The sequence below is a fragment of the Rhodococcus sp. Z13 genome (genome assembly GCF_025837095.1).
In the GTDB taxonomy this organism is placed as follows: Bacteria; Actinomycetota; Actinomycetes; order Mycobacteriales; family Mycobacteriaceae; genus Rhodococcus; species Rhodococcus sacchari.
Genome location: NZ_CP107551.1, coordinates 4,176,621 through 4,197,392 on the forward strand (window position 1 = coordinate 4,176,621; position 20,772 = coordinate 4,197,392).

20 protein-coding genes are annotated in these 20,772 nt (G+C 69.6%); 5 read left to right on the top strand and 15 right to left on the bottom strand.

Features of this window, described 5'->3' with window-relative positions:
• The 3 genes from OED52_RS19045 to OED52_RS19055 are packed head-to-tail and all read right to left on the bottom strand — an operon-like array spanning position 1 to position 4,236.
• Positions 1 to 1,662 (bottom strand): helix-turn-helix domain-containing protein, encoded by a 1,662-nt coding sequence (locus OED52_RS19045; RefSeq protein WP_413247689.1) that lies wholly within the window; start codon positions 1,660 to 1,662, stop codon positions 1 to 3.
• 51 nt (positions 1,663 to 1,713) lie between these two features.
• Positions 1,714 to 2,817, bottom strand: a complete 1,104-nt coding sequence (locus OED52_RS19050) for an XdhC family protein (RefSeq protein ID WP_264152379.1) — start codon at positions 2,815 to 2,817, stop codon at positions 1,714 to 1,716.
• Between the two features lie 21 nt (positions 2,818 to 2,838).
• A complete protein-coding gene (locus OED52_RS19055) occupies positions 2,839 to 4,236 on the bottom strand; it encodes an amidase (RefSeq protein WP_264152380.1) in 1,398 nt (465 codons plus the stop codon).
• A gap of 143 nt (positions 4,237 to 4,379) precedes the next feature.
• On the opposite strand from OED52_RS19055, the gene OED52_RS19060 reads away from it, so the two are divergent.
• Positions 4,380 to 5,558, top strand: coding sequence for an MFS transporter (locus tag OED52_RS19060; protein WP_264152381.1), 1,179 nt, complete (start codon positions 4,380 to 4,382; stop codon positions 5,556 to 5,558).
• Here the strand turns inward: OED52_RS19060 and OED52_RS19065 are convergent.
• Positions 5,525 to 6,454 carry an alpha/beta fold hydrolase gene (locus tag OED52_RS19065; RefSeq protein WP_264152382.1) on the bottom strand — a complete coding sequence of 310 codons (930 nt, stop codon included), beginning with the start codon at positions 6,452 to 6,454 and terminating at the stop codon, positions 5,525 to 5,527. The genes OED52_RS19060 and OED52_RS19065 overlap by 34 nt on opposite strands.
• A gap of 80 nt (positions 6,455 to 6,534) precedes the next feature.
• On the bottom strand, positions 6,535 to 7,506 hold the full coding sequence (locus tag OED52_RS19070) for an LLM class F420-dependent oxidoreductase (RefSeq protein WP_264152383.1): 972 nt from the start codon (positions 7,504 to 7,506) through the stop codon (positions 6,535 to 6,537).
• A gap of 106 nt (positions 7,507 to 7,612) precedes the next feature.
• Between OED52_RS19070 and OED52_RS19075 the strand changes: the two genes are divergently transcribed.
• Positions 7,613 to 8,341 carry an MOSC domain-containing protein gene (locus tag OED52_RS19075; RefSeq protein WP_264152384.1) on the top strand — a complete coding sequence of 243 codons (729 nt, stop codon included), beginning with the start codon at positions 7,613 to 7,615 and terminating at the stop codon, positions 8,339 to 8,341.
• 7 nt (positions 8,342 to 8,348) lie between these two features.
• Here the strand turns inward: OED52_RS19075 and OED52_RS19080 are convergent, their stop codons facing one another.
• Positions 8,349 to 9,782, bottom strand: a complete 1,434-nt coding sequence (locus tag OED52_RS19080) for an acyl-CoA synthetase (RefSeq protein ID WP_264152385.1) — start codon at positions 9,780 to 9,782, stop codon at positions 8,349 to 8,351.
• A 138-nt stretch (positions 9,783 to 9,920) separates the two neighbouring features.
• Here OED52_RS19080 and OED52_RS19085 point away from each other — a divergent pair, with 138 nt between their 5' ends.
• From OED52_RS19085 to OED52_RS19095, 3 genes are all read left to right on the top strand, one after another.
• Complete coding sequence (locus OED52_RS19085; RefSeq protein WP_264152386.1) at positions 9,921 to 10,658, top strand: IclR family transcriptional regulator; 738 nt, start codon at positions 9,921 to 9,923, stop codon at positions 10,656 to 10,658.
• A 130-nt stretch (positions 10,659 to 10,788) separates the two neighbouring features.
• Positions 10,789 to 11,436, top strand: coding sequence for a hypothetical protein (locus tag OED52_RS19090; protein ID WP_264152387.1), 648 nt, complete (start codon positions 10,789 to 10,791; stop codon positions 11,434 to 11,436).
• Positions 11,436 to 11,654: a helix-turn-helix domain-containing protein gene (locus OED52_RS19095; protein WP_264152388.1), complete on the top strand. Its 219-nt coding sequence runs from the start codon at positions 11,436 to 11,438 to the stop codon at positions 11,652 to 11,654. The genes OED52_RS19090 and OED52_RS19095 overlap by 1 nt, the downstream gene beginning before the upstream one ends.
• Before the next feature lie 99 nt (positions 11,655 to 11,753).
• Here OED52_RS19095 and fahA read toward each other — a convergent pair whose 3' ends face one another.
• The 9 genes from fahA to OED52_RS19140 form a co-directional block, all read right to left on the bottom strand.
• Positions 11,754 to 12,938, bottom strand: coding sequence for a fumarylacetoacetase (gene fahA, locus OED52_RS19100; RefSeq protein ID WP_264152389.1), 1,185 nt, complete (start codon positions 12,936 to 12,938; stop codon positions 11,754 to 11,756).
• A complete protein-coding gene (locus OED52_RS19105; protein ID WP_264152390.1) occupies positions 12,935 to 13,816 on the bottom strand; it encodes a hypothetical protein in 882 nt (293 codons plus the stop codon). Before OED52_RS19105 ends, fahA begins: the two co-directional genes overlap by 4 nt.
• Complete coding sequence (locus OED52_RS19110) at positions 13,813 to 15,015, bottom strand: homogentisate 1,2-dioxygenase (RefSeq protein WP_264152391.1); 1,203 nt, start codon at positions 15,013 to 15,015, stop codon at positions 13,813 to 13,815. Before OED52_RS19110 ends, OED52_RS19105 begins: the two co-directional genes overlap by 4 nt.
• Before the next feature lie 114 nt (positions 15,016 to 15,129).
• Positions 15,130 to 15,657 (bottom strand): MarR family winged helix-turn-helix transcriptional regulator, encoded by a 528-nt coding sequence (locus OED52_RS19115; RefSeq protein WP_264152392.1) that lies wholly within the window; start codon positions 15,655 to 15,657, stop codon positions 15,130 to 15,132.
• Between the two features lie 50 nt (positions 15,658 to 15,707).
• Positions 15,708 to 16,118 (bottom strand): hypothetical protein, encoded by a 411-nt coding sequence (locus tag OED52_RS19120; protein WP_264152393.1) that lies wholly within the window; start codon positions 16,116 to 16,118, stop codon positions 15,708 to 15,710.
• Positions 16,119 to 16,246: 128 nt separating this feature from the next.
• Positions 16,247 to 17,578 (bottom strand): MFS transporter, encoded by a 1,332-nt coding sequence (locus tag OED52_RS19125; RefSeq protein WP_264152394.1) that lies wholly within the window; start codon positions 17,576 to 17,578, stop codon positions 16,247 to 16,249.
• A 34-nt stretch (positions 17,579 to 17,612) separates the two neighbouring features.
• A complete protein-coding gene (locus OED52_RS19130; RefSeq protein WP_264152395.1) occupies positions 17,613 to 19,073 on the bottom strand; it encodes an FAD-dependent oxidoreductase in 1,461 nt (486 codons plus the stop codon).
• Complete coding sequence (locus OED52_RS19135; protein ID WP_264152396.1) at positions 19,070 to 19,879, bottom strand: SDR family NAD(P)-dependent oxidoreductase; 810 nt, start codon at positions 19,877 to 19,879, stop codon at positions 19,070 to 19,072. The genes OED52_RS19130 and OED52_RS19135 overlap by 4 nt, the downstream gene beginning before the upstream one ends.
• Positions 19,872 to 20,702: an SDR family NAD(P)-dependent oxidoreductase gene (locus OED52_RS19140; protein WP_264152397.1), complete on the bottom strand. Its 831-nt coding sequence runs from the start codon at positions 20,700 to 20,702 to the stop codon at positions 19,872 to 19,874. The genes OED52_RS19135 and OED52_RS19140 overlap by 8 nt, the downstream gene beginning before the upstream one ends.
• Positions 20,703 to 20,772: the final 70 nt, after the last annotated feature.

Here is a 20,772-nt window from a genome sequence, read left to right on the forward strand (position 1 = left end):
TCAGGAGTCGATTCCACGCATCGCGATGATCTTCAGCGCCAGCGAAAGATCCAGCCGCAGTTCGGGTTGTTCGGTGAACGGGCCGAGGATCTTTTCGAGTTTCGCCACGCGATAACGCAGGGTGTTGTAATGGAAATGCAACTGGCGGGCTGCTTCTGCGATGTTGATGTTGGTGGCGAGGAGCACCTCGAGGGTACGGCACATGTCCTGTGCCTCGGCCGTGTCGTCGGTCAGCTCCTTGAGCGTCTCGCGAGCGAAGGACTCGAGCTCCTCGGTGTCCTCGACCAGGCTCAGCAGCCGGTACACCCCCAGATCGTCGAAATGGGTCACCGCCCACGGTCCGGAGATCTTGCGCCCCACCTCGAGTGCCGTGCGCGCCTGCGCATAGAGGGTGGGCAGGTCGTCGGTCGACGACGAGGCCCGCGAGACCCCGACCCCGAACGGACGCCGGCCTCCTCCACCGGCGCCCCGCACCTGGGCGACGAGTTCGTGCACGAGGGACATGGTGTCGGTGCCCTGCCCCATGAGCACGACCGTCTCGGTCGCCAGTGCCGTGACGGATGCTCCCGCATCGCGGCCGGCCAGGGCCCCCGCGAACGCCCGGGCCTGTCGTTCCACCACGGGCAACCGGGCCGGGGTTCCCGGCGAATCGTCCTCCACCCGGTCGGGTTCGACGGCGACCACCACCACGGGACGATCCAGATTCCAGCCGAACATCTGCGCGTGCACGATCACCTGTTCGGGTTCACCGGCGCGGCCTCGCAACAGATCCCGCACGAAGTTGGCCCGGTGTTTCTCCTCGACAGCCGAGACCGCGAGCTCGCGGCTGACGACGAGCGCACACACCGTCGCCGCCTGTTCGACGAGGAACTGGTCCGCTGCCGAGAGGTCGCGCGCGGGGCAGAAGAACACGAGCCGCCCGTGGTCGATGCCGTTGGCCGAGATCGCAGCGATCGCCACGTACTCGTCACCGAAACGGTGCAGACCCAGGCCGCCCTCGAGCGAATCGGTCCGCACCCGCCCCGTGGGATCCACCGCGTCCGTCGACGCGAGCCACTCGAAGTCGGATTCCTTTCCGACCCGGCAGGTCTGACGGCCGTCGGGGGTGGTGATCAGCACCGCGCCGCCGAGTTCGCGGGAGATACCCTCTGCGAGCGCCTTGTGCCCGCCGCCCGCCATGACGATGTCGAACAGACCACGCCGGAGGTGATCGGCCTCCAGCACGGCTTCGACCTGGGCGGTGGCCATCTCGCGGAGACCGTGCGCGAGCGGATGATCCACGACGACGTCCTGCGAGGTCGTCAGGATCGGGAAGGACGCGTCGTCGGCGATGTCCGGAGGCAGCGGGTGCTCCGCGTCGAGACGGATCACCAGTCCCGAGATCTCCTGCCGATCGAGGCGGGTCAGGAAGTCCTCGATCGGCACCGCGAGGCGGTCGAGGACGGTGGTCGAGGTGAACAGCAGCAGTCCCCGCTGCAACCACGGCCCGATGTCCGGGATCATCATCACGGCGGTCGCGGTGACCGGGCGAGCCGCCGAGACGTCGCCGGAGACCACCGTCGGCACGGCGAGGAGTCCGGAGGCGAGGACCTCGGCGAGCGACGACGGTTCGGCCACGGCAGCGAAGCCGGGTCCGTGCTCGTCCGTCTTGTGCGCCGTCACAGCGATATCGTCCACCTGCCAGTCGTTCGTCCCTATCGGGAGACAGTGACACTAGAGGGCGGCTGCGACACCGTCAACGGTCGGCGGACAAGCCGCAGGTCGGGCCCGGCGACCGGCCGGGATGCGATGGATGGGGCCGCGCAGGGTGGCGAGACTGCGGCCGGTCGCGCCGCGCGTGCTCACGAGAACCTCGGCGAGGATCGACACGGCGGTCTCCTCCGGGGTACGCGCCCCCAGATCGAGACCGATGGGTGAGTGCAGCCGCGCCAGCTCACCCGACGACAACCCCGCCTCGCGCAGCAGCGCGATCCGGCGCTCGTGGGTCGCACGACTCCCCATCGCCCCGACGTAGCCGGCGTCGCAGCGCAACGCCCGCTCGAGCAACGGGATGTCGAACTTCTCGTCGTGGGTGAGCACCGCGATCACGGTGCTCGCGTCGACGGGCGCCGAGTCGAGGACGACGTGCGGCCAGGCCACCACGATCTCGTCGGCATCCGGGAAACGGGCCGCGGTGGCGAAGACCGGCCGGGCGTCGATCACCGTCACCCGGTATCCGGCGAAGCGGCCCAAGGAGCACAGAGCGGACGCGAAGTCGATGGCCCCGAAGACGTACATCCGCGGACGCGGCGCGAAGAGCTCGACGATGTGGTCGCCGTCGACATAGACCTCCGACTCGCCCTGTCCGAGACGGAGACGGACCTCCGCGTCGGGCCCGTGCCCGAAATCCCCGTCGAGGGCGACGATGCGGTGGCGGACGGGATCGCTGCCACGGTCCGTCACCACCGCGACCGGCTCCCCCGCCTCGATCCGCCGCGCCACCTCCGCGAACTCCGGATAACCGGCGCGGTCGACGCGCTGCACGAACACCTCGATGGTGCCCCCGCAGGTCAGGCTCACCCCGAAGGCATCGTCGTCGGTGACGCGGAAGACCTCGGTGCGGCCGCGGCCGTCGGCGAGCACGTCCTGGGCGATGTCGTACAGCGCCCCCTCGATGCACCCGCCCGAGACGCTGCCGACCACCTCGCCGGACCCGGACACGGCCATCGCGGCCCCGGGCTCGCGCGGGGACGACTTCCAGGTGGCCACGACGGTCGCGAGCGCGAACACCTCACCGTCGTCGAACCACCGCGTCAACTCGCCGAGAACGTCTCGCACAGCGACCTCCTTGCAGCCGGTTCACAGGCGCGCGGCGACGGCCAGCGCGACATGGTCTTGGAAGGGACGGGCGACGACCTGCACGCCGACGGGCATGCCGTCGCGTGTCGCGCCGACGGGGACGACGACGGACGGGAAACCGGTGACGCTGATCGTGCGGCAGCTCGCCAGCGCCTCCTGCCAGGTGAGCAGCCGGTCTCCGACACCGAAGCGGTCCGCCTCGAGCGGTGGCGCTCCGATGGACGCGACCGGCAGCACCAGCACGTCCCCCATCTCGTCCAGCAGGCGGTGGACGAGGCGGGTGCGTTCGGCCCAGAGGTCCTCGACCTCCCGCTGCCCGGCCCGGCCGGCGTTGGCGAGCAGGTCGCGGACGGCCGCACCGAACCGGTCGGCGCCGCCGAGCACCTCGATGTCGACGTGGGTCTGGGTGGCCCGCAGCCGCCCGAACAGGTCGTTGCCCTCGGCCAGTGCCGTTCCCCGGTAGGGGACGGCGCCGAGTCGCCGTGCGCTCTCCCGGACGACGGTGACGATGTCCTCGTCGACGGGGACGGTGCCCTCCCCCGGCGCCCAGCCGATGCGGAGCCGGTCCACGTCGACGTCGGCGGGATCGGTCCAGGCGAGGTGCGGTTGGGAGATCACCCGGAGGGCGAGGGTGAGGTCGGCGAGGTTGCGGGCCATCGGACCGACGGTCTGCAGCGTCCCGTGCACCGTGACGGGGTTGGCCCGCACGTGGCCACCGTCGAGCACCCCGGGGTACTGGCCGTCCGCGGATACACGCCCGGGGGTGGGCCGGATCGAGCACAGACCGGTGCAGTGGGCGGGCCAGCGCACGGAGCCGCCGAAATCGGTGCCGAGGCCGAGGACGCTCATACCCGACGCGATCGCGGCCGCTTCACCGCCGCTCGACCCGCCGGGTGAGCGGGGTGTCTCCGGGCTGCCGAGGGGGTTCACGGTGGGACCGAACAGCTCGTTGTCGGTGAGCCCGGAGGTGCCGAATTCGGGGGTGTTGGTCTTGCCGACGAGGATCGCCCCGGCCGCCCGCAGCGCCGCGACCGCGGGGGCGTCGACGGCGGGGACGTGCTCGCTCAGTGCCCACGAGGCGGCCGTCGTGCGCACTCCGGCCGTCGCGACGATGTCCTTGACGGTGAACGGCACCCCGGCGAGTGGACCGGCCGCACCCCCGCTGTCGAGCCGGCGGTCGAGGTCGTCGGCTTCGGCGAGCGCGCGGTCCGCGGCGACGGTGACGATCGCGGTGAGCCGGGGATTCCGGTCGGCGATCAGCGCGAGATGGTCCTCGACGACCCGCCGTGCGGTGACCTCGCGTCGCCGCACCTTCGTGGCGATCGAGTGCGCGTCCGCACCGGTCCACGTGCCGGTGTCGTCGACGTCGAGCGTGGAGGAACGACCGTCTGCCGCCACTGGTTCTCCTTCGCGTTCGTGATGGACGAGAACGCTATGGACGTCCGGCGGACGGACCTACGTGCACACTCCACAGGAAGGCGGCCGCCGCGGTGTGGAGAGTTGACACTTCCCTGCCGCGCCGGGCCTGAGAGGATCGGGGAATGTTGCCGTCCTGGGCTCGTCTCGCGTTCGCCGTCTTCGCGGTGAGCTGGGGTGCCAACCAGTTCGCACCGATGCAGCTGGTCTACCGCGACGAGCTGGGGCTCGGCAGCGGATCGTTCACCGCGATGCTCGGCTCCTACGTGCTGGGTCTGATCCCCGCGCTGCTGTGGTTCGGCCGGCTCGCCGATCGGATCGGCCGGCGTCCCGTGATCCGGGCGATGATCCCGGTGAGCGTGCTGTCGTCGATCGTGCTGCTCCTGGGCACGGATGTGCCCGCCCTGCTGTATCTGGGACGGATCCTCGCCGGTCTGGCCTCCGGCATGGCGTTCGGGCCGGGCACGGCCTGGATGAAGGAACTCAGTGGAGGACCGGGCGTGGGTGCGCGCCGGGCCGCGGTGTCGCTGTCGGCGGGCTTCGGCAGCGGCGCCCTGTTCGCCGGGCTCCTCGCGCAGTGGCTGCCTGCCCCGGGCCGCGTGCCCTATCTGGTGCACATCGCCTTGATGCTCGTCGCGCTGGTGCTGGTGTGGGCCGTGCCCGACGCGCACCGGCCCCGTGCAGTACGGGGATCGTGGCGGCTGTCCGCGTTCTCCTCGCGACGCTTCCGGTGGGGTGTCGTCCCGTGGGCACCGTGGGTCTTCGGCTGCGCGACCGTCTCGTTCGCGACGATGCCCCCGATCGTGTCGGACCGGGTGGACGGTGTGGCGGTCGCATTCACAGGGGTGGTCGCCGCGCTGACCCTGCTGACCGGTGCACTGATCCAGCCCGTGGCACGACGCATCACCCGGCACGGTGAGGAGCGCGGTGTGCGGGCCGGGGTGGGACTCGGGGTGCTGGGCTTCACGTGCGGCGGCGTCGCCGTGCTCGTGGACGGTCCCGCCGCGGTGATCGCCGTGCTCGTCACCGCGGTGTTCCTCGGTGGCGGTTACGGGATGCTGCTGGTCTCCGGTCTCGTCACCGTCGAGAACCTGGCACCGCCGGAGGAGCTGGCCCAGACCGTCGCCGTCTTCTACTGCCTGATCTACCTGGGCTTCGCGGTGCCGTTCCTGATCTCGCTCGCCGCACCCCACATCGGTTTCGTGGCGTGCTTCGCCGTCGCGGTGGTGCTGCTGGTCCTCGCCCTCGTCCCCGGCAGGGTGCGCGACGATCAGCAGGCCGCCGCACTGGTCTCCTCCCGCTGAGCCCGGACCCGCTCGAGCAGACCGGACAGTGCGCGGGCGACCTCGTCGGGCCGGTCGGCGAGCACCCGGTGACCGACCCCGTCGAAGCGCACCAGGGTCGCGCGGGGGAGCCGAGCGGCCATCGCCTCCGACAACGACAGGGGCACGAAGACGTCCTCCGTACCTGCCGCGACGACCGCCGGCACCCGCGACAGCACGGCGAGGGCGGCGGACTCGTCGAGGACCGCGACGTCCGACAGCAGCCGCGACCAGGTCACGATCGAGGTCTCGTGCGACAGCGCCGACCCGAGGAGCCTCAGCCAGGACTCCGGCGGCCGGCGACGGGCGGCGACCGTGCACACGCGGCCGCCGGCGCGCTTCGACAGTTCCATCATGCGTGGGGCGCGCGACACCGCGCGGTGCACGATCGTGGTCGCGGGATGCCGCAGACAGCGCCCGATCCCCTCCTCGGCGAGTCCCGAGGCGGCGGTGGCGAACAGGCCGGCTCCCACCACCCGGGTACCGACGGCGTCGGAGTGGCGGCGCGCGTAGGCGAGGGCGACCATGCCGCCCATCGAGTACCCGGCCAGCACCACGGGCCCGTCGGGTGCGAGGGTGCGGAGCACCGCGTCGAGGTCGTCGGCCATCGCGGACACGCTGCTCGAGACGGTGTCGCTCGTCCCGGACCGGCCGTATCCCCGCTGGTCGTAGCGGATGACGCGGATGCCTGGCACGGTCACTAGATCGCAGGCGGGAGACCAGCTTGCCGAGTCCTGGCAGTGCCCGTGCAGGCATACGAGCGTCATATCCGCGTCCGGTGGTCCGGTCACGGTGGCCGCCAGCGGCACCCCGTCGTCGGCGACCACCGTGACCCGGGAGATCGTGTTCCGGTCCGTCCTCGATGTCGGTGCGGCCATCTCGCCTCCTGCACAGCGGATCTGCAGGAGTAGTCGCCGTTCCGCCGGAAGCCGTTAGCCGCCTACACCGAATCGTGACGTCAGCGCGGGGCGAGGGCGCGGATCATCGGGGCCGGATCGCCGGAGGGCACCAGTGCGATCGCCGGTGTGGTCACCCCGGCCTCGACGTAGCGTTCCACCTTCTCCCGGCACGCCTCCGGTTCACCGTGGACGACGAGATCGTCGACCACGTGGTCCGGGATGGCGTCGAGGGCACCCTTGCGGTCGCCTTCCGCCCACAACTTCCACATACCGGCGAAATCCTCCGATCGGCCGAGGAATTCGTGGAACGCCCGGTAGACGGGGACGTTCATGTAGGCGGCGATCATGCGCCGGCCGATCGCGCGGGCGGTGTCGGTGTCGAGGCCGGGAAGCACGAAGATGCGCGCGACGATCTCCTTGTTCTCGCCGCCCTCTCGGACGTAGGGCGCGACGGTGCGGACGTCGTCGGCGGACAGCCAGTTGATGATGGCACCGTCGGCCTCGCGGCCGGCGAGGCGCAACATGCCGGGCCGCAGGGCCGCCAGCAGCACCGGCGGCGCCGGGTCGGGCACGATGCCGGCGCGGAAACCGTCGACGGCGAAGGTGTCGTACTTCTCGGTGACCTTCTCCCCCGCCAGGGCTGCGCGCAGGAATTTCAGGGTGTCGCGGGCCCGCTTGAACGGCTCCTCGAAGGGGATGCCGTTCCACTTCTCCACGATGACGTCGGAGGAGGTACCGACGCCGAGCACGAAGCGGCCGGGCGCGGCGGCGGCCAGACTCGCCGCCGACATCGCCAGGGTGGCGGGACCGCGGGTGTAGACCGGGACGATCGCGGTGCCCAGCCGCAGCGAGGGCGCCCACACGCTCGCGAGGGTGAGCGGGGTGAACGCGTCGGCAGCGCCGGCCTCGGACGACCACACGTCCGTGTACCCGAGGTCGGGGAGCTCTTCGATGATGCGTCGCTGGTCGGGCAGGGGGATGCCGTCGAGCGGGACGGTCAGGCCCCAGCGTCGTGTCGTGTTCTCCGTCATGACCGTCACCCTAGCCACACTGTGGTTCAGGTCATATCCGGGCGTGTTTCGGACCGGCGGATCGGGCCGTCCCGCGGCCGCTCCGGTCCCCGTATGCTCGCGAGTCGTGCGTATCGATCAGTTGTGGCGTTATCCGGTGAAGTCGTTCGGGGGTGAACGGATCGACGTCGCAGCGATCGAAGCGGACGGCCTGCGCGGCGATCACCTGTGGGCGCTGGTCGACGCCGAATCCGGAAACATCGCGAGTGCGAAGCGGTTCCGCCGATACGGACTGTTGCTGACCTGCTCCGCGCGACTTCTGAGCGACGACGATCCCCGCGACCCGGCGGCACTCGAACTGACGCTGGCCGACGGCACGGTGGTGCGCGGCGACGATCCCGAGGTCGACGACCTGCTGTCGAAGCTGGTCGGTCACGACGTGCGGCTCGAACCGCGCGACCGCACCTACGACGAGGCGCCGTTGCATCTCGTCTCCCGCTCCGCCGTCGAGGCGCTCGGCACCGGCGACCCCACCGATGTCGCGTTGCGGCGGTTCCGGCCGCAGCTGGTCATCGACACTCCGGACACGACCGGTTTCGTGGAGGACGAATGGATCGGTCGACGGGTGTCGGTGGGCTCGGCAGTCCTCGAACCGCACAAGCGCACCGCGCGGTGCGTCATGGTGACGCTCCCCCATCAGGAGGTACCCGCGCGGCGCGAGATGTTGCGGGAGGTGACGGCGGCCCACCAGGTGCCGAATACGTCGGAGGGCAAGCCGATGCCGTGCATCGGCGTGTACGCGTCCGTCCCGACACCCGGCGACGTCACCGTCGGCGACTCCGTGCGCATCGCCTAGACCGGGTTCATCTGCCGGCGAGGTGCTCCTCGACGAGGAGCTTCTTCTGCACCTTGCCCATGGCGTTGCGGGGCAGGCTGTCGACATTACGGATCTCGCGGGGACGCTTGTGGACCGAGAGGGTCTGCGCGACGAAGTCCGAGAGTTCGCTCGGATCACGGAGATCCCCGACGACGTAGGCGACGATCCGCTGTCCGAGATCGTCGTCCGGCACACCCACCACCGCGGCCTCCTGCACACCGGGGTGGTTCAGCAGGGCGTGCTCGACCTCGCCGGCGCCGATGCGGTAGCCACCGGACTTGATCATGTCGACCGATTCGCGGCCGACGATGCGGTGGAAGCCCCGGTCGTCGATCACGGCGATGTCGCCGGTCTTGAACCAGCCGTCCTCGGTCATCGATTCGGCGGTCTTCTCCGGGTTGTTCAGATAGCCGTCGAACAGGGTTGCGCCGGAAACCTCCAGCTGGCCCAGGGTTTCACCGTCGTGCGCCACGAGGTTGCCGGCCTGGTCGCGCAGGCGGGTGGAGACCCCGTCGATCGGCAGTCCCACCCAGCCGGGCCGGCGCTCACCGTCGTGGCGGGTGCTGATCGTGATGATCGTTTCGCTCATCCCGTACCGCTCGATCGGCGCGGAGCCGGTGAGGGCGAGCATGCGCTCGAAGACCGGCACGGGCAGGGGTGCACTGCCCGACACGAGGAGGCGCGCGGACGACAGTGCGCGAGCGGAGGATTCGTCGGCGACGACCCGCGACCACACGGTGGGAACACCGAAGTACAGCGAACCACCCGCTGCTGCATAGGCTTCGGGCTTCGGCCGCACGGTGTGCACGAGCGGCGAGCCCTGCCGGAGCGCGCCGACGACACCGAGGATGAGTCCGTGGACGTGGAACAGCGGAAGCCCGTGGACGAGAGTGTCATCGGACGTCCAGTTCCACGCCTCGGCGAGGCCGTCGAGACCGGCCGCTACGGCGGACCGCGAGAGCACGACTCCCTTGGGGGCGCCGGTGGTTCCGGAGGTGTACATGATCATCGCGGCGCTGCCCGGATCGGCCTCGGCGTGTGAGGACGACGAACGCGCGCTCGCGTCGACCGGGATGGCGGGGAGGGTGACGTCTTCGGGGGCAGTGCCGAGCCACACCTGCGCACCCGAGTCCTTCAGGATATGGGCGCGTTCGGCCGGGCCGGAATCCGGCGGCACGGGCACCGCGGCCACACCGGCCATGAGGCATCCAGTCGTGGCGATCACCGTCTCGATGCTCGCGGTGGCGTCGATGGCGACCCGTGAGGAACCGGCAACCTCGTCGGCCACTGCGGCGGCGGCCGCGATCAGTTCGGATCGGGTGAGCGAGACGTCTCCGACGCGGACGGCCCTGCGGTCGTCGCCGCTTGCTCCGGATTCGGTGAGCGAGGTCAGCAACGGCCGGGGCGTGGTGGTGGTCATCGGTGGGTCCCTTCTCGACGTCCTGCCGGACGGTGTCGCGCAGCGTCTGGTCCACATTGTGGACCGACGTGCTACGATGCGGTCCGGCTCAACCTATAACCCGTGACGCCTGCCGTCAACGACGCGCGAAAGGTTCCGATGAACAGCGTTCTCACCGCACTCCGCGTGTTCGAGGAGGTCGCGACCACGCAACCGGTCGGGCTCTCGGAGTTGAGCAAACGTCTCGACGTCCCCAAGAGCACCGTGCAGCGGTGCCTCAAGACCCTCGCCGAGGCCGGCTGGATACGCCCCTCGACGGCGAATGCCGGACAGTGGGTCATCACCGGCCGCGCGTTCAGCCTGGGCAGCGCGATGTCCTCCGGCGACGACCTGCGCGAGGTCGCACTCCCCGAATTGAACCGCCTACAGGCCGAGACCGGCGAGACCGTGCACCTCGCCGTCCCGGACGGCAACGAACTGGTGCTGATCGAACGGCTCGACAGCGCCCATCAACTGCGCGCATTCCTCGCCCTGGGCACTCGGCTCCCCCTGCACGCCGCATCCACCGGCAAGGCCTATCTCGCCTCCCTGCCCGACGCCGAGATCGAGAGGTTCCTCGCCACCGGACTCCCCTCGCTGACCGAGCACACCGTCACCGATCCCGCCACGCTGCGCGCCGAGATCGCCGAGATCCGCACCCGCGGATACGCCGTGACCGACCAGGGACTGCACGAGGGGATCGCCGCCGTCGCGGTCGCGCTGCGCGGGCGCGGCGGCACCGTGCGCGGCTGCTTCAGCGTCTCGGGACCGGCCTCGCGGATCACCCCCGATCTGTTCCCCGTCTACGGCGAGAAGGCGCTGGCAGCGCGGGACACGATCGAGCGCTTCCTCTCCTGACCCGGCTCCCGGGCCCGGAGCGGACGCCGCACGCCGCACGCCGCTGGACATATCGTTTTTCGATGGGTATAACGATTATCGATGCATCGATAATCGTTATGTCCGATCCTCGACGAGTCCGGAGACGATCATGAACTCCAGCCCCGGAACCGACCCCGGCCCCCTCACCCCCACCGACACCTCGAAGAAGGACCGCCGCGACCTGTGGGCGTCGATCGCCGTCTTCGCCGCGACCTCGGTGATCGTGCTCTACAGCTACGTCGGCTGTCTGGTCCGCTCGCTCCGCGACGGCGTCGTGACCGCCCGTGTCGAGTTCGACGGCGCCACCCCACCCGTGCTCACCACTCCCACCGGTGTCGACGTGGCGACGTCCTCGACGACGGTCCTGGACGTGCCCACCGAGAGCCTCTCCTCCGTCAGCGTGGGGTTCCTCCGCACCGCCGAGGCCCTGCAGACCCTCGGCTACCTCGCGGCACTCGGCCTGCTGAGCTGGGTCGTGGTCCGCTTCGTGCGCGGCCGCATGTTCGACGGCGGCGTCGTCTCGCTGGTGAGCGCCACCGCGTTCGTCGCCATCGCGACGATCTTCGTGCCGACCATCCCCCGCACCCTGGGCACCAACATGCTCATCCGCGACATCGACATGCGCGACGTCCTCGACAACGCGCCCCTCGGACCGGAGTTCTGGTACGCCTACGTCTTCTGCATGGCACTGTCCGCGGTCGCGGTGGTGCTGCGCATCGGCAACCGCATGGCCCGGGACAACGAAGGACTGGTCTGATGCCACCGGAATCCGAACACTCCGTGCAGTGCCACCTCGACCGGCTGCTGGCCGAGCGGGGCATGACGCTGACCGAACTGGCCGACAAGGTGGGAGTGAGCGTGGTGAACCTGTCCGTGCTCAAGAACGGACGGGCCCGCGCGATCCGCTTCTCGACCCTCACCGCCCTGTGCCGAGTACTGGACTGCTCTGTGGGCGAACTGCTCTCGGTGGACTGACCCCGGGATACGGCGATGCCCCGGAACCTCGTGGGTTCCGGGGCATCGTCGCAGGGTCCGACCGGTGGCGCTCCGGTTCGACGCACGGACCTTTTCTATTTATTCCCCGATCGCGGGAAGAATGCGCGTACGGACCTCGCCGAAGCCGATGCGGGTGCCGTTCGGGCCGGGCGCGGTCGCCGAGATCGCGATCTCGTCGCCGTCCTCGATGAAGGTGCGGGTCTGGTCACCGATCTGCACGGGTTCCTGTCCGCCCCAGGTGAGTTCGATGAACGCGCCGCGCTGGTCCTTCTCCGGTCCCGAGATGGTGCCGGAGCCGAACAGGTCGCCCGTGCGGGTGGCCGCACCGTTGACGGTGGTGTGCGCCAGCATCTGCGCCGGCGACCAGTACATCTGCGCGTAGGGCGGGCGGGACACGACCTGGCCGTTCCACTCCACCTCGAGATCGATGTCCAGGCCCCACTTCTCCTCGCCCTTCAGGTAGGGCAGCGGTTCCGGGTCCTGCACAGGGGTGTCGATGCGGGCGGCCTCGAGGGCGGCGAGCGGAACGACCCACGGCGAGATGGACGTCGCGAAGGACTTGCCGAGGTTCGGGCCCAGCGGCACGTACTCCCACGCCTGGATGTCGCGGGCCGACCAGTCGTTGAGGATGACCGCACCGAAGCAATGGTCGGCGAACTCGTCCGGGCTGATCCGCGAGCCCATCGGGGAACCGACACCGACGATGAAGCCCATCTCGGCCTCGATGTCGAGGCGGATCGACGGACCGTAGACCGGCGCGGGATCGTTGGGGCCCTTGCGCTGTCCGCACGGACGCACGATGTCGACACCGGACGCCACGACGGTGCTCGACCGGCCGTGGTAGCCGACGGGCAGGTGCTTCCAGTTCGGCATCAGCGGGTCGGGGTTCTGCGGGCGGAACAGCCGTCCGAGGTTCGACGCGTGGTTCTCCGACGCGTAGAAGTCGACGTAGTCCGCGACCTCGATCGGCAGGTGCAGGGTGACGTCGGCGACGTCGAAGACCGCCTCGTCGGCGATCTCACCGGCGACGATCTCCTTGATGGCGGCGCGCACTTCGTCCCAGCGGGTGCGGCCCTGCGCCATGAAGGCGTTGAGCGACGGCTCGGCGAAGACGACATCGTCCTCGAACACCCGGCTCAGGTCGAGCACCGAGTCGCCGACCCGGACACCGACGCGGGGTTCGGTGTCGGGCGTCGAGAAGATGCCGTAGGGCAGGTTGTCGAGGCCGAAGAGCGAGCCCTCCGGGATGACGATGGTGGTCATGAAACGGATCCTTCGGTGATCGGAGAAAGGGTGGCCGGCACCAGTCCGAGATCGACGAGGTCGGCGAGCGGTTCGGCGATGCTGCACGTACCGTACGACAGGAAGTGGCGACGGACCTCGCCGGCCCGATCGTCGGCCAGCTCGGACAGCTGCGCGACGAGAACCGCCGAATCACGTTCGGCGAGCACACCGGCCACCGTGACCGTGTCGGCCCCGGCGACCGCGGCGGCGGTCGCGGCGAGCAGGTTCACGAATCCGTGCTGCTCGAATCCGGTCTTCGGCGCGGTGTTTCGGATCGCGTGGTGCAGACCCGCGGTGGCCTTGAACGGCACACCGGTGGACACGACCGTGGAGATCGCCGCGGCCAGTTCGGCTTCGCTCGGGTACGCCTCGGCCACGATGCCGCCGGTGCGGAACTTGGCCTTGTAGCCGGTTCCGGCCAGCCGCGCGAGGATCTCGGGGCGGCGGTCGTCCCGCGGCACCTCGACGAAGATCTCGATTCCCGGTTCGGCCGAGGCGATCTCACCGAGGGCGGTGAACAGCTCGTCCACCGTCTGCTCCGCGGGAACCGCGATCTCGAGGGCGATCACCGACACCGGCGCGATGGCGGCGGCCTTCTCGAGCGCCGGCTTCACCGAGCCCGTTCCGGCGGGAGCGGTCAGGCTCACCGCCAGCGTGCCGGGATACTCCTGGTCCGAGAGGAATTCGGCGAGTTCGTCGAGACGTCCGGCCGGGAAGACGAACGCACCGACGAGCGCCGCGTGCGCGGAGGTCTTGTGGACGGCGTGGGCCGGGACGGCGAGGGGCAGCGGGGCGTTGCCCGGGGGGAACAACGCCGCGTCGTCGCACAGTCCTTCGAGGAGGGGTCCGATGCTCACTTCGCGGCCTCCCGGTTACGGTTCCAGCTTCCGGCGTAGGCGGGGTCCTCGCATGCGAGCGCGCCCTCACCGAGTTCGAGCGGCCGGAAGGTGTCGACCATGACGGCGAGCTCGTCGAAGAACTCGACGCCGATGCTGCGCTCGTAGGCGCCCGGCTGCGGGCCGTGGGCGTGGCCGCCGGGGTGCACGGAGATCGAACCCTGGCCGATGCCCGAACCCTTGCGGGCCTCGTAGTCGCCGCCGCAGTAGAACATCACCTCGTCGGAGTCGACGTTCGAGTGGTAGTACGGCACCGGCACGGCCAGCGGGTGGTAGTCCACCTTGCGGGGCACGAAGTTGCAGACGACGAAGTTGTTGCCCTCGAACGCCTGGTGCGACGGCGGCGGCTGGTGGACGCGGCCGGTGATGGGCTCGTAGTCGTGGATCGAGAAGGTGTACGGGTAGAGGCAGCCGTCCCAGCCGACCACGTCGAAGGGGTGGTTAGGCACGACGTAGCGGGTGCCGACGATGCCCTTCGAGGTGCGGTGCTTGACGAGCACCTCGACGTTCTCCTCCTCGACCTGCACCAGTTCGGTGGGGCCGTGCAGGTCGCGCTCGCAGAACGGCGCGTGCTCGAGGAACTGGCCGAACTTCGACAGGTAGCGCTTCGGCGGGACGATGTGGCTGTTGGCCTCGATGACGTAGGCGCGCAGCGGTTCGTCGCCCTTCGGCACCCACCGGTGGGTGGTGGCCATCGGCAGCAGGACGTAGTCGCCGCCCTTCGCCTCGAGCGGGCCGAAGACGGTCTCGACGGTCGCGGCACCGGACTCGACGTAGACCATCTCGTCGCCGACGACGTTGCGGTACAGCGGGGAGGTCTTCTTCGACACCACGTACGAGATCCGCACGTCGGCGTTGCCGAGGATCAGGCGGCGGCCCGTCACGACGTCCGTGTCGGCCCAGCTCTCCTCGGGGAACAGATCGTGGAGCTTCAGGTGCCGCGGCTTGAGCGGGTGGTTCGGGGTCAGGCTCTGGTCGGGCAGCTCCCACTCGGTGGCGTCGACGATCGCCGACGGGATGTACCGGTGGTAGAGCAGCGCCGAGTCGGAGGAGAAGCCCTCCTCACCCATGAGCTCCTCGTAGTAGAGGTTGCCGTTCTCGTCGCGGTGCTGGGTGTGCCGCTTCGGGGGTATGACGCCGAGCTGTCGGTAGAACGCCATGGTTCGACTCCTCGCGGATCTCGGGTGTGGTTGCGGGGACTGCCGCAGTAGTTAATAAACACATTAACTAAATGGAGGCCGTGAGTGCAACCACAGGCCGGTCGCGAGAAGGCGTCAGTTGCGTCCGCGCACGTCGAACTGACTGCGGTCGGTGATGAGCTTGTTGAGCAGCATGACGAGGATCTGCTGTTCGGTGGGGGTGAGCACGTCCACCCAGGCGGCCTCGCGCTCGTTCTGCGCGCGGAACGCCTCGCGGATCTCCTTCTCCCCCGCCTCCGTCAGCGACAACTGCACCGAGCGGCCGTCGTGACTGACCGGGGTCTTCTCCAACACACCCGACTCGACCAGCGGCTTCGCCAGGTTGGAGACCGCGGCGCGGCTCATCCCGGTCAGGCGGGCGGCCACGTTCGGCTCGATCGGGCCGGCGAGCCAGATGACGAACATGAGGCGGTAGGCGGACCACGACCGACCCCGCGGGCGGTGCACGGCGGCCTCGAGGTCGTAGGTGACGATGTCCGACGCGCGGTTGAGGGTCAGCAGGACCTCGGTCGCACCGCGGTTGTGCTCCCCGAATCGGGTGTTCAACCGTTCCTGCGCGAGTTCGACGAAGGACCAGTAGTCGAGGTCGCGGGGTTCGGACATGCGGTTACGGTACCGCACCACCGAGGTGATTCACATATTTACCATCAGGGTCAGAACAGCGGGTACACGAAGTGCCCCACCCCGCCGCCGGGCGCGGACGATCCCCCCAGGTTGGGCAGGTTCGCCGGCAGGCGCTGGAGCTCGTGCGGCCGCCCTTCGGAGTCGGCCTGCCAGCACTCCATCGTCACCCCGTGGAAGCTCGTGCACACGATCCGCGTGCTCGTGCCGAACGGCGAGGTCAGCCGGGGCCGGTCGACGAACGGATTCCAGTACTCGAGCCGGTCCGGCGTCAGCCAGACCGACGGATCCACGTCGGACACCGCGATCGGGCTGTCCGGTTGCTGGACGGGCCACTCGTCCTGGGCGGCCGCGACGCCCGCGCCCGTGAAGAGAAGACCGGCCGTGAGAGCGGCAACCGCTCCCCCGCGACGAATCCCCTGGTGTCGTCCGCCCGCCGTCATCGCTGCCCTCCGTCCGCCGTCCTGTCCTCGGGGACATGGAACCACGGAAAGCGGTGCCGAATGCGCGAAAAGCCGGAATCGTCGGCCCCGGACGGCACCGACGATTCCGGCATCAGCATGCGTGGCTGCTAGTCCGTGCGCAGCTCGATCCCCTTGGTCTCCTTCACGAAGAAGACCGCACCGAGGGTGAGCAGGGCACAGAAGACGAAGTACCCGGCCGGGGCCAGCGAATTCCCCGTCACGTCGATCAGCCAGGTGGCGATGAACGGCGCCGTGCCGCCGAGGCACATGTTGGTGACGTTGTTGCCGAGGGCGATACCGCTGTACCGCACCGAGGCCTTGAGCATCTCGACGTAGGTGACGAACGAGGCACCGTTGACCACCGACACGCAGATGAACAGCACCGCCTGGCCGAGGATCGCCTGCCAGGCCGACCCGCCGGACATCAGCACGAACATCGGGACGCCGAGCACCGCGGCGGCCACGCTACCGGCGAACAGCACCGGCTGGCGCCCGTACTTGTCGGCCATGTAACCGGAGATCGGCAGGGTGATCACACCGAGCACGAGCGCGATGCAGGTCGACAGGAAGGCGACGGACGAGGACAGGCCACCGGTGGTCTGCAGGTAGGTCGCCGCGTACACCGAGGCGATGTAGTAGCCACCGATGATGAGCGCGCCGAGGAAGATGATCTTCACGACGCTGCCGCCCGAGGTCTTCAGCAGCTCGGCGACGGGCAGCGACTTCGTCTCACCCTTCTCGCTGAGCTCCTGGAACTGCGGGGTGTCCTCGAGGTGGTTCCGGATCCAGATGCCGACCACACCGATGACGAGGCTGAGCAGGAACGGGACGCGCCACGCCCACGCGAGGATCTGCTCTTCGGAGAAGACGGACGTGATGCCGAGCGCCACGAGCGAGGCCACCAGCGAGCCCAGGTAGGTGCCCCAGTTGACCATCGACGTCTGGGTGGCACGCCAGCGGGCCGGTGCGGACTCCGAGACGAAGGCGTTGGCGCCACCGAGCTCACCGCCGGCCGCGAAGCCCTGCAGGCAGCGGGCGAGCACGAGCAGGACGGTCGCCCACACGCCCATGGTGGCGTAGGTCGGCATCAGGCCCATGGCCGCCGTGGCCACGACCATCAGCAGAATCGTCCACGACAGGGCGTTCTTGCGGCCGTACTTGTCACCGATGTGCCCGAAGAAGATGCCGCCGGGCACGCGGAGGAAGAACGCGACGGCGAACGCCGCGAACGTGCCGAGCAGGGCGGCGGTGTCGTCCGAGGAGACGAAGAAGAGGGTGGCCACCATCGTGGCCATGTAGCCGTAGATACCGAAGTCGTAGTACTCCACGATGGTGCCGACGACGGCGGCACGGATGACCTTGGCCGTGGACTGCTTCGGCTGAGGAGCACCGTCCTGGGACGGAGTCGCAGCGGGGGAAACCGCGTCCGATCCGAGCATGTTCGTGTCCTTTTCGAGTATGGGGGGAGGGGAGTCACACACCGGCAACGCCGAGTTCGGCATGCGAACCGGCTCCGGATACGGCCGCTCGTGCCGCGTTGCGGCCTGCGATGCGGCCCATGGTCAGGGCGTTGGCGACGGCGTTCCCGCCACCGACGTAGCGGAGGCCGAGGATACCGGCGCCCGCTTCCCCGGCCGCGTACAGGCCGGGCACGACGTTCCCGGTGGTGTCGAGAACCTCTGCGTTCTGGTTGATCTCGAGGCCCGCGTGCGTGCACACCAGTTCGGCGGGCAGCATACGGGCGGCGTAGAAGGGGCCCTCACCGATGGGGTCGGGATTCGAGGTCGAGCCCTTGTTCGCCAGGGTGCGGTGCCGCAGGAAGTCCTCGTCGACACCGTTGGGCAGCTGGGTGTTCCACCGATCGACGGTGGCGACCAGCGCCTCGGCCGGCACACCCATGAGATCGGCGAGCTCGGGCAGGCTGTCGGCGCGCAGGGTCCGCCCGGCGTCGGCCTCGGCCGCGATGCGGTCGGCGTCCCAGTCGGTGTAGCCGGCCGGCAGTCCGGTGCGCGCCTTCTCGTCGAAGACCGCCCACACGGTTCCGCCCTGCTGGTCGATGAGCCCGCCGGAGACGGCGTACGAGGAGTCCTCGTCCATGAAGCGGCGTCCGGACGAGTTGACGTACACCCGCGACTTCGGCGGGAAGCCCGCCTGCCAGTGGTGGTAGCGCTGGAAGTAGGCGGTGGGCATGGTCAGACCCCAGCCCTCGCCCACGATCGACGAGCCCACCTGCTCGCCGAAACCGAAGTGGTCACCCCGGCTTCCGGGTGCCGCGACGACGAACAGCGACTCGCCGGCCCGCAGCGGGTAGGGATAGTACTGCTCGAGCAGTTCCGGGTTCTGGGCGAAACCACCGGAGGCGACGACGACGGCGTGCGCACGCACCTCGATGTCGTCGGCGACGACACCCACGACCCGGCCGTCCTCGACGAGCAGGCTCTGCACGCGCGTGCCGAGCACCGCCTCGACCCCGTGGGCGCGGCGCGCCCGGTCGAGGGTCTGGACGAGTCCGTAACCCTGGTCCTTCGGCACGTGTCCGCGCCACACGTCCTCGACGCCCGCCTGGCACAGGCCGGGCATGTGGGCGTTCGACGACTCGCGGGCCGGGATCTCCACGCCGAGCCCGAGGAGCCATTCCAGTGTGGGACCGGCGTTCTCGCAGAACGCGCGGACCAGGCCGGGCTTGAGCACCCAGTGGTTCAGGTCCATGTAGTGCTGGAAGAACTTCTCGGCGGAGTCCTCGATGCCGAGTCCCCGCTGCACGCTGGTGCCCGCCGCGGTGAACAACCCCGCCGACAGCTGGGTGGAGCCGCCGAGTTCCGTCTCGGCCTCGAACAGCAGCACGCTCGCGCCTGCTTCCGCTGCCGAGACCGCGGCGGCGAGGCCGGCTCCGCCGCCGCCGATCACCACGACGTCGATGATGTCGTCGCTCATGACAGTCGATCTCCTGTCTCCGCGATGATGCGGTGGTAAAGGCCGTTGGAGGTCATGCCGCCGTCGACGGTCACCTCGCTGCCGGTCATGTAGGTCGAACGGTCCGACAGCAGGAACAGCACGGCGTCGGTGATCTCGTCGACGGTCGCCATCCGACCGGTGGGCACGCTGTCCAGCGCGGCCGCGACGAAGGCGTCGGCACCGCCGAGCAGCGCGGTCCCGACCAGACCCGGATGCACCGAGTTGACGCGGATCCCCCACTGCGCGAAGTTGCCTGCCGCCGACTTGGACAGGCCGCGAAGACCCCACTTGCTCGACGAGTAGGCCGGCGAGAAGTAGCCGATCCGTCCGGAGATCGACGAGATGTTCACGATCGATCCCCCGCCGCTGTCGCGCATGAGGGGTGCGACGGCCTTCATGCCGTAGAACGGCCCGAAGAGGTTGATGCGCATGGTCTTCTCCCAGACGTCGTCCGGGGTGTCCATGAACTCGAGGCGGCGGGAGATTCCCGCGTTGTTGACCAGACCGCCGAGTTCCCCGCGCTGGGAGCGGATCTCGTCGACGACCCGTTCCCACGCCTTCGGGTCGGCGACGTCCAGCGTGTGCGCCGAGGCCGAACCGCCCGTTGCGGTGATCTCGTCGGCGAGACCGGAGACGTCGGCGACGTCGGCGAGGCACACGTGGACGCCGCGCGCCGCGAGGGCGCGGGAGTGGTTGGCTCCCATGCCCGCTGCGGCACCCGTGACAAGGACGACGGAGGGGTACGTCACGGATTCCTCGGCACGGGAGACACCACGATCAGACATGACGCGATCCGCCGTCGACGGCGATGGAGTGGCCGGTGACGTAGCGGGCGCTGTCGGAGAGCAGGAACAGCAGCGGGCCGAAGACCTCCTCCGGTGCACCGAGGCGGTGCAGGGGCACGACGTCGAGCGCGTGCTGCAGCGCGGCAGGATCCTCCTGGACCCAGCGGGTCATCTCGGTGTCGATGTAACCGGGAGCGATCGAGTTGACGCGGATCCCCTTGTCGCCGAACTCCACTGCGAGCGACTCGGTGAGGTGGGCGACGGCCGCCTTCGACGCGCAGTAGGCGCCGCGTCCCTTGCGCACACGCAGCGCGGACACCGAGGACATGTTCACGATCGCGCTGCCCGGCTCCATGTGGCGCGCGGCCGCCTGCGAACCGAACAGCACGCCTTCGACGTTCACGTCCAGGGTCGCGGAGATCTGTTCCTTCGAGATCTCCTCGGCGAGCGCGAACGGGAAGATGCCGGCGTTGTTGATCCAGAAGTCGATGCGGCCGAACTCCTGCAGCGCCACCTGAGCGAGGGCCTCGTGGTCGGCGGGATCGGTCACGTCGATGCGGGCGCCGACCACGGTGCCCGGCGTCTCGACGAGCGCCTCGTCGGCCAGGGCGGCGTTGATCTGCTCCGCGGTCTCCTTCATCTGCACGTCGTTGATGTCGCCGCCGACGACGTGGACACCGCGGGCCGCGAGGCCGCGGGCGAACTGGGCGCCCATGCCGCGGGCGGCACCGGTGACGACGGCGACCTTGCCGGCCATCTCGGGGTAGAGCGCTTCGATGCGGGTGGTGACGGTGCGTCCCGGGTTCTGGGCATCCGTGGTCATTGCGGGGTCCTCCGAAAGTGTGATGGGGGTGCGGGGAAGGTCTGGGGGCTCGGTGCCCGGAGCCCGGGAT